At 45.3% G+C, this 6,225-nt stretch carries 4 protein-coding genes and 1 tRNA gene; 2 read left to right on the forward strand and 3 right to left on the reverse strand.

Annotated elements, in window-relative coordinates; all coding sequences use genetic code 11:
* Positions 1-18: 18 nt before the first annotated feature.
* A tRNA-Met gene (locus FHS77_RS15410) sits at positions 19-95 on the forward strand.
* Here FHS77_RS15410 and FHS77_RS16335 read toward each other — a convergent pair.
* Complete coding sequence (locus FHS77_RS16335; protein ID WP_246431381.1) at positions 52-1,881, reverse strand: recombinase family protein; 1,830 nt, start codon at positions 1,879-1,881, stop codon at positions 52-54. The two genes, FHS77_RS15410 and FHS77_RS16335, sit on opposite strands and share 44 nt — an antisense overlap.
* 596 nt (positions 1,882-2,477) lie before the next feature.
* Between FHS77_RS16335 and FHS77_RS16455 the strand changes: the two genes are divergently transcribed.
* Positions 2,478-3,671 (forward strand): DNA cytosine methyltransferase, encoded by a 1,194-nt coding sequence (locus FHS77_RS16455; RefSeq protein WP_343061033.1) that lies wholly within the window; start codon positions 2,478-2,480, stop codon positions 3,669-3,671.
* Between the two features lie 642 nt (positions 3,672-4,313).
* Here FHS77_RS16455 and FHS77_RS15430 read toward each other — a convergent pair.
* The gene (locus FHS77_RS15430) at positions 4,314-4,667 is read right to left on the reverse strand and encodes a DUF6634 family protein (protein ID WP_184224813.1); all 354 of its coding nucleotides are present in this window, start codon (positions 4,665-4,667) and stop codon (positions 4,314-4,316) included.
* Positions 4,668-4,785: 118 nt separating this feature from the next.
* Entirely contained in the window at positions 4,786-5,634 is an 849-nt protein-coding gene (locus FHS77_RS15435; protein WP_184224814.1) for a hypothetical protein, read from the reverse strand.
* Positions 5,635-6,225: the final 591 nt, after the last annotated feature.

Raw genomic sequence — 6,225 nt, forward strand, 5'->3', positions numbered from 1 at the left:
TGCTCGTACATAGTTTATCGCGGGGTGGAGCAGCCCGGTAGCTCGTCAGGCTCATAACCTGAAGGCCGCAGGTTCAAATCCTGCCCCCGCAACCACCGAGACTTGTAACCCCTTCCATGCTTCATATTGCTCAGCCAAGTGAGCATCGAAGCGGGTTTTAAAGTCTATCTTTTCCTGTGTATTTTTAAATTGTTTCGCCTTCAGCAGCCGCGCGAACTCTGCAGTTGCTTGTTCGCGATGGGCTTTTGCAAATTCTTCCCATGCAGCCATCGAAGCCAGAATCGTGGCAAGACGACCATGTAATTCCAGATCAGCGCTTTTACCGTCAGGGGAGGGGCTGATAATGACTTTTTGAACAAGCTGTCGGGTAAACTGAACCCATTCATCCAGTTCATCATCAGTTTTATGTTTGACGCTGGCGATCAAAGCATCGATCGCCACTTTGTACATCCATGGAGAGATGACTGGCGCTTTAAACTCAGTTTCTGTTGCTGGGGCTGCTTTAAGCTCGGCCCTTAGCTTGATCAGCTTATCTTCCTGCTCATCAATCATATCATTGAAGGCAGGGATTGTTGGACGACCCTCCGACGCTCGCTGTGCCAGTTGTTCCATCAGGCTTCGTTGTTGCTGTTCCAGTTTTTTAATATTTACGACCAATTGATCTCTGTGTTTAGCACTTTGTTTGCCTGATTTACTCAGCTCTTTGCTTAGTGTGTCCCTGACGTGCTCAATATTGCTGATACTAAACAGGCCTTCGGGAAAGGCAGCCAACACCCGTTCTTCCAATTCATGACGACTGATTGTCTTGCTGTTAGTACAAGTGATGCCGCCAAGGCTATCAATTGGCAGTTTCTTCTTTCTGTTGGTGCAGCCATAGCGGTCCTTGGCCATAATGGCATATGGTCCATGACAATGAGCACATTCTAGTATCCCACTCAACAGATATTGAGGGCGGTGGCTTTTGTTCAGCCTGTTGGTGTGCGTTTTATCAAACAGCTTCTCGTTTTTAATCTGCTGCTGTTTGACCTTTGTCCATAAGGCATCATCAATGATGCGTAAGTGTGGAGCTTCACCATATTCCCAGTCTTTTGGATCGTTAGGTCGTGCTATTCGCTTCTCTGTGACCGGGTTCTTTCTAAAAGTAGTCCTGTTCCAAAGTAATCGGCCCAGATATTGTTCATTATTCAAAATACCACTGCCACGACTACGATGACCACGGATTGCGGTATCGCGCCATTTGAGCCCACGTGGTCCAAGAGTATTTTGTTTATTTAAGTTTACAGCGATCGCCTGCGGGGATTGGCCTTTGGCATATTGCTCAAAAATCCATCTGACGATCTCAGCCTCGAAAGGCTCAATCTCCCGAAGGCCCGGGATACGTTCGCCTTTACTGTCATATTCCAGTTTAACCCGATATCCATAGGCCAGACCACCGGCCGCTTTACCTTTGCGGATGGTATGCTTCATGCCTTCGCGGGTTTTGATCCGACCATCTTCAATTTGCTCATGGCTGAGAACGGAACGGATACCCACTTCCATGTCTTTAATGGGGGCTGCACCTGTGACAGTCCATAAGTCGATATCATGGAAACGTAAGGTTTTGAGGATACCAGCACTGTGTTCCATATCACGCGAGATACGATCAACACTGAAGCACAGTACTATATCGATGTCGTTACGTTCTATGTGCTTTAGCAGCGCCTGAATGCCGGGGCGGGTTCTTAGTCGCGTTCCGCTGACACCACTATCCTTAAATATCTCGACGAGGTTCCAACCATTTGCCCGGATCATTTTTTGACCAAGCTCTATTTGCGTCTCGATGCTCTGCTCGTTCTGACGATCGGTTGAATAGCGCGCATAAAAGACAACATTTTTGGTCATGCAATATCCGACATATGTGGGAAGGGGGCGGACACAATACTCAGGGCAGGATTAGGGAAGCCTTTGATTGGTGTTCTGACCGTCAATAAAGCTGGCAATGCCACAGCGGTCAAGGGCCCTTGTGCTATGTCAATGAATATAACAGTCACAAGAAGGGTAGCCGCTTACCTTTTAAAGACGACGTTTGTTGGCGCTGCAAGTACTCATAGCTTGTGTTCAATGTAAAATAGCTCAAATTAAATTGGTTCAGATCGCCAGTACGTCAGTTCAAGTCAGAATAAATTGCAATAATCCGATTCAGAACTCTAAATGATTGATTCAAAATCTTCCGAAGCCGATTCAGAAATCAATAGTTACGATTCAGGCGCAAACGCCGTGTCAGTTTGAAGTCTTCATGAGAGAAGTACGGGAAGCTGACCAGTAGTTATGTGTCAGGCTTCATTTAACGAATGGTATTATTCAACCAGCTTGAAAAAGCGATGAGCAAAACATTCGCCTCAAATTACGATAATCAGTGTTTCTGCCATTAATAATGGCTACCAAATCCCCCGATATATGTAACGTATATATACGTTACATATATCGGGGGATTTTTTGTGCGCGCAGTTGAGTTATTTTGTGGTGCCGGGGGAATGTCACTAGGTCTTCGGCGAGCTGGTGTAGATATGATTCAAGCTTATGATGCATGGTCTCCGGCTGTTGAAACTTATTGTCACAATATTGGTTATCATGTCAGTCAACGAGATTTAAAAGACATTTTTACAATGGGACCGGTGATCGCTGATCTGTCTCCTGATCTGATTTGTGGTGGCCCTCCATGCCAGGATTACTCTGTGGCAGGTAAACGAATTGAAGGCGAAAATGCAGGGCTGACCAAAGCATTTGCGATGTTAGTTTGTATTGCTCGCCCTGAATGGTTCGTGATGGAGAATGTACCACAAGCAGCGCGGTCCGTTGCTTGGGAAGCAGCACGCGCTATGCTGGTGAAAGCCGGATATGGCCTGTCGGAATGTAAGCTTGATGCATCCTGGTATGGAGTTGCCCAGAAGCGTAAACGTTTATTTGTTATTGGCCGGCTTGGGGAGCAGCATGGTTTTTTAAACTCGGCACTGGTTGCAGCGCGAACAAAAACACAAACCGTGATCAATGATGTTCTCGATATTGCGGAAGGCTATGTATATTCGCGGCCCTTTAGGGCGGCGAGGGGTGTCAGAAGCGTTCATGAACCATTTCCAACTGTCACACGGACCTGTTGGGAACGCTTGACCGAGCGCTATCTTTCTAATCCACATCCCAATGATCCGGTACCAGTCACAGAGGCTGCCGTTTTAACAACGGCGCAATTAGCTCAGCTTCAGGGATTTCCAGAGCATTGGCAATGGCGAGGGGCAACGCGACAAGATATTCATCAAATGATTGCCAATGCCGTGCCATCACCATTGGCTGAAAGTATCGGTCGGGTCATTATGGAGCGCCACAACAGTCAAACAATCCCAATGGTTCAGGGGCGTTTTGTGCAGTTTCTGATGAAAAAGGGACGATCTTATCAATCAGCCCGCAATGTAAAATCGCAGCTTAATCGGGCTCGGCGTTTATTGGGTGGTCGTACGTTTACCGGTTTAGAACTCGAACTGGCCACGCTTGAGAGTATTGAACAGTTTATTGCTTTGTCGATACGGACGAAATCAGATCTTCGCGCTGCACTACGCAACCATTGGGACTATCAGAAGATGCAGCAGAAACAGCCAAAGCGGGAAGAAACATCCGTAATTCTGCAACGTGCAGCCTAATTAAACACTATGAAACGATAATTCGGGCTCAAATGGGTCGTATAGTGGATCAACTCCGGCTGTCTTCCACGGATTATTCGGCATACGGACAAGGAGGCATGCGTAGTAGCCATACTAAACTCTGATAAACGGATTCAGAGTTCTATAAGTTCGATTCAAATATATGAGAACCAGATTCAGACCCGTTGAATTGCGTTTCAATAGCTTACTCCGTTTGTAATTGAGGCTACTGAGCTGTTATTGCTGACCTAAGTGGTTCATTAGCCACGGTTACCAAGAACCATTCCTTATTATATCAACTTTTAAATAAAGCGGCTCTTTGCGGGCTGAGTTTTTGAATGTTATTGCCGATCTAGTTTCCAGTATATTGTTTTATATTTCAATGGTTTAACTAGTTTAAAATGGGATTTTGCCGATAATGGTTGCCGGTCTTGTGGCGGAGATCGGGTTTCATAGAGTTGGTAAAAAAAGAATGGCATAATAGAACAGTTTACTATGTTTCGATTGCTTGTTCCGTATCAAGGGCTTTAGTTTTTAATAAAATGGATAAAAGTCTGTATTAATTTTCATGATCCAAGGCAGCCAATGCTACTGCCTTGGTACTGTGCGCAACGATACATTATTAGCAGTTAAGCGTGCTGGTTAACGATTGAATCGCGTCCCCAATCTGTAAAATCTGCTCAGAGTTCGGGCCCAGCCTTCATCTTTATTCATTAACCACAGTTGGGATGTAATACCGTTTGGTACAATGTCACCAAGCAGCGGATGAGAGTGAAGGGTGCCAACAAGGCATGGGCCGTAACGCTCTGAATGCTGCCAGTTCTCTATAACAGGAGATTGAGCAAGGACTTTTTCTGTCGGTCCGTGCCCATTCAGAAATGCTTCCATGTCCTGTGCTAGTGCCTTGAGGAGCATCATATTGTTACGGATTGATGCCTCATCATATTTACCGTTTTGAATAATCATGGTTTTCCTTTTTTGAATAAGCAAAGTCATTCGCGTCTCATGTTAAAAAGAAGCGCTTGGGTTATTTGAATTTAGGAGACGGATAGTTGGTGCCTGTGTGCTATAGGTAGCTCAACTGTCTATGAGCTTCGGAGCCAAAGTTGGTGGGCTATTTGGGTATCAATACCGTTAGCTCGGGGCTGAAATCATTCTGATAGGACGACTGTACGATTTTATGGATTTCTGCAGTTAGTTGCTGGCGAAGCTTTTCCTCATTGAGTCCGGTCGGATTGTTCAGCATAACATTAAGTTCTTCCAATGCAGCTTCTCGCCATGCCGCAATTTTTTGTGCAGTTCCAGTTTTACCGGTGAGTTGATCTGCATCATTTAAAGCCCAAACGGCGATGTCTTTCCGGCTATGCTTCAGCAGTGGATCAAGACAGGCAACATCGATAGATTTGATGTCTTTGTCATAATATTGTTTGATCAGCGACACCAATTGCTGTGCTACAGGACGTGATTGCTCTTTCCATTTATCCAAAGCCTCAGTTTGTTCTGCTAAGCCATATCCCATATGAAGCCAGAGGATTTTTTCACTATCATGGTCGTAATGAAGCAGGTCAAAGGTATATTGCTGATTTACAAGAAGTTCTTTTACCCCCTGTATTTCTTTATTAATATCAAATTCTCTTAGCGCTGTTCTGTATTCTGAGAGTGCTTCAAACTCTGGCATAATAATCGGAAAGCTTGTAACTTGGCTTGTCTTATCTGACGGTGAAGGTGGAGGAGATAGGGCTTCTAGAAGCAGGCTGATGATTGCCTCACCCTGATAGAGCGGAGCAAGTTCAAGTAATGTACGCCTTGCAATCGCTTTAGCTTTTGAAGGATTTTTGCTCATTTCGATGGACAGGCATATGTCAGCATGACGCGACAATATATTCACGTTGCGCTGCCAAATGCGTCTTGGCAACGGGTTATTGTATAGATTTACAGTTCCAATAGGGATTTGAGAAAACATAAGTTCTCCTGTTCCGGTGCATAGCCATGCACCAGTTTGCAAGCTCTGCTGTGATGGTCGTCACACAGAGAAATTGAATGAAAGCTATGGTCAGACGGCTTTGTTTAAAGAACGTCTGTTGCGACCAATTTTGCTATTTTATGAATGCTTCGTGCTTCTAAACACGCGGTTAAGCATTTCGACGGGAAATGATTTCCGCCTTGGCACGCCTAAGTGTTCACAACACACTACAGGTGCTTTTATTCTATACTGGGAGACATTATACATTGTCATAGCCGGTTCCTTGATCATGAAGGTTTCTGGTCAGGCTCCGTGTCTGTGTTCGCGCACTAAACGGAGCCGATTATCAGTTCAAATGCTGAACTGCCAGAAATATGGCAGGACCGGTGAAGTCCGGGAAGGCCCCTCTGGAAAAAAGATGTGGGCACATTTTAAATGGTGGTGTTTTCATGCTTTTGTGCAGCGCTAATACGAGGCTGAAAATAACAAGATCAAACGTGAGCGCGACGAACACCCCACCTTTTCTTTTGTGAATGATGCCGCGAGATAAGCTCTTTCATTGAAAGGAGCGGACCGGGATGATTGGAGATC

The sequence above is a fragment of the Paenochrobactrum gallinarii genome (genome assembly GCF_014205685.1).
Lineage (GTDB): Bacteria > Pseudomonadota > Alphaproteobacteria > Rhizobiales > Rhizobiaceae > Paenochrobactrum > Paenochrobactrum gallinarii.

Excerpts from the sequence above, each read along its gene's own strand:
- FHS77_RS16335 (WP_246431381.1), bottom strand. The coding sequence starts at position 1,881 with ATGACCAAAAATGTTGTCTTTTATGCGCGCTATTCAACCGATCGTCAG.
- FHS77_RS15430 (WP_184224813.1), bottom strand. The coding sequence starts at position 4,667 with ATGACTTTGCTTATTCAAAAAAGGAAAACCATGATTATTCAAAACGGT.
- FHS77_RS15435 (WP_184224814.1), bottom strand. The coding sequence starts at position 5,634 with ATGTTTTCTCAAATCCCTATTGGAACTGTAAATCTATACAATAACCCG.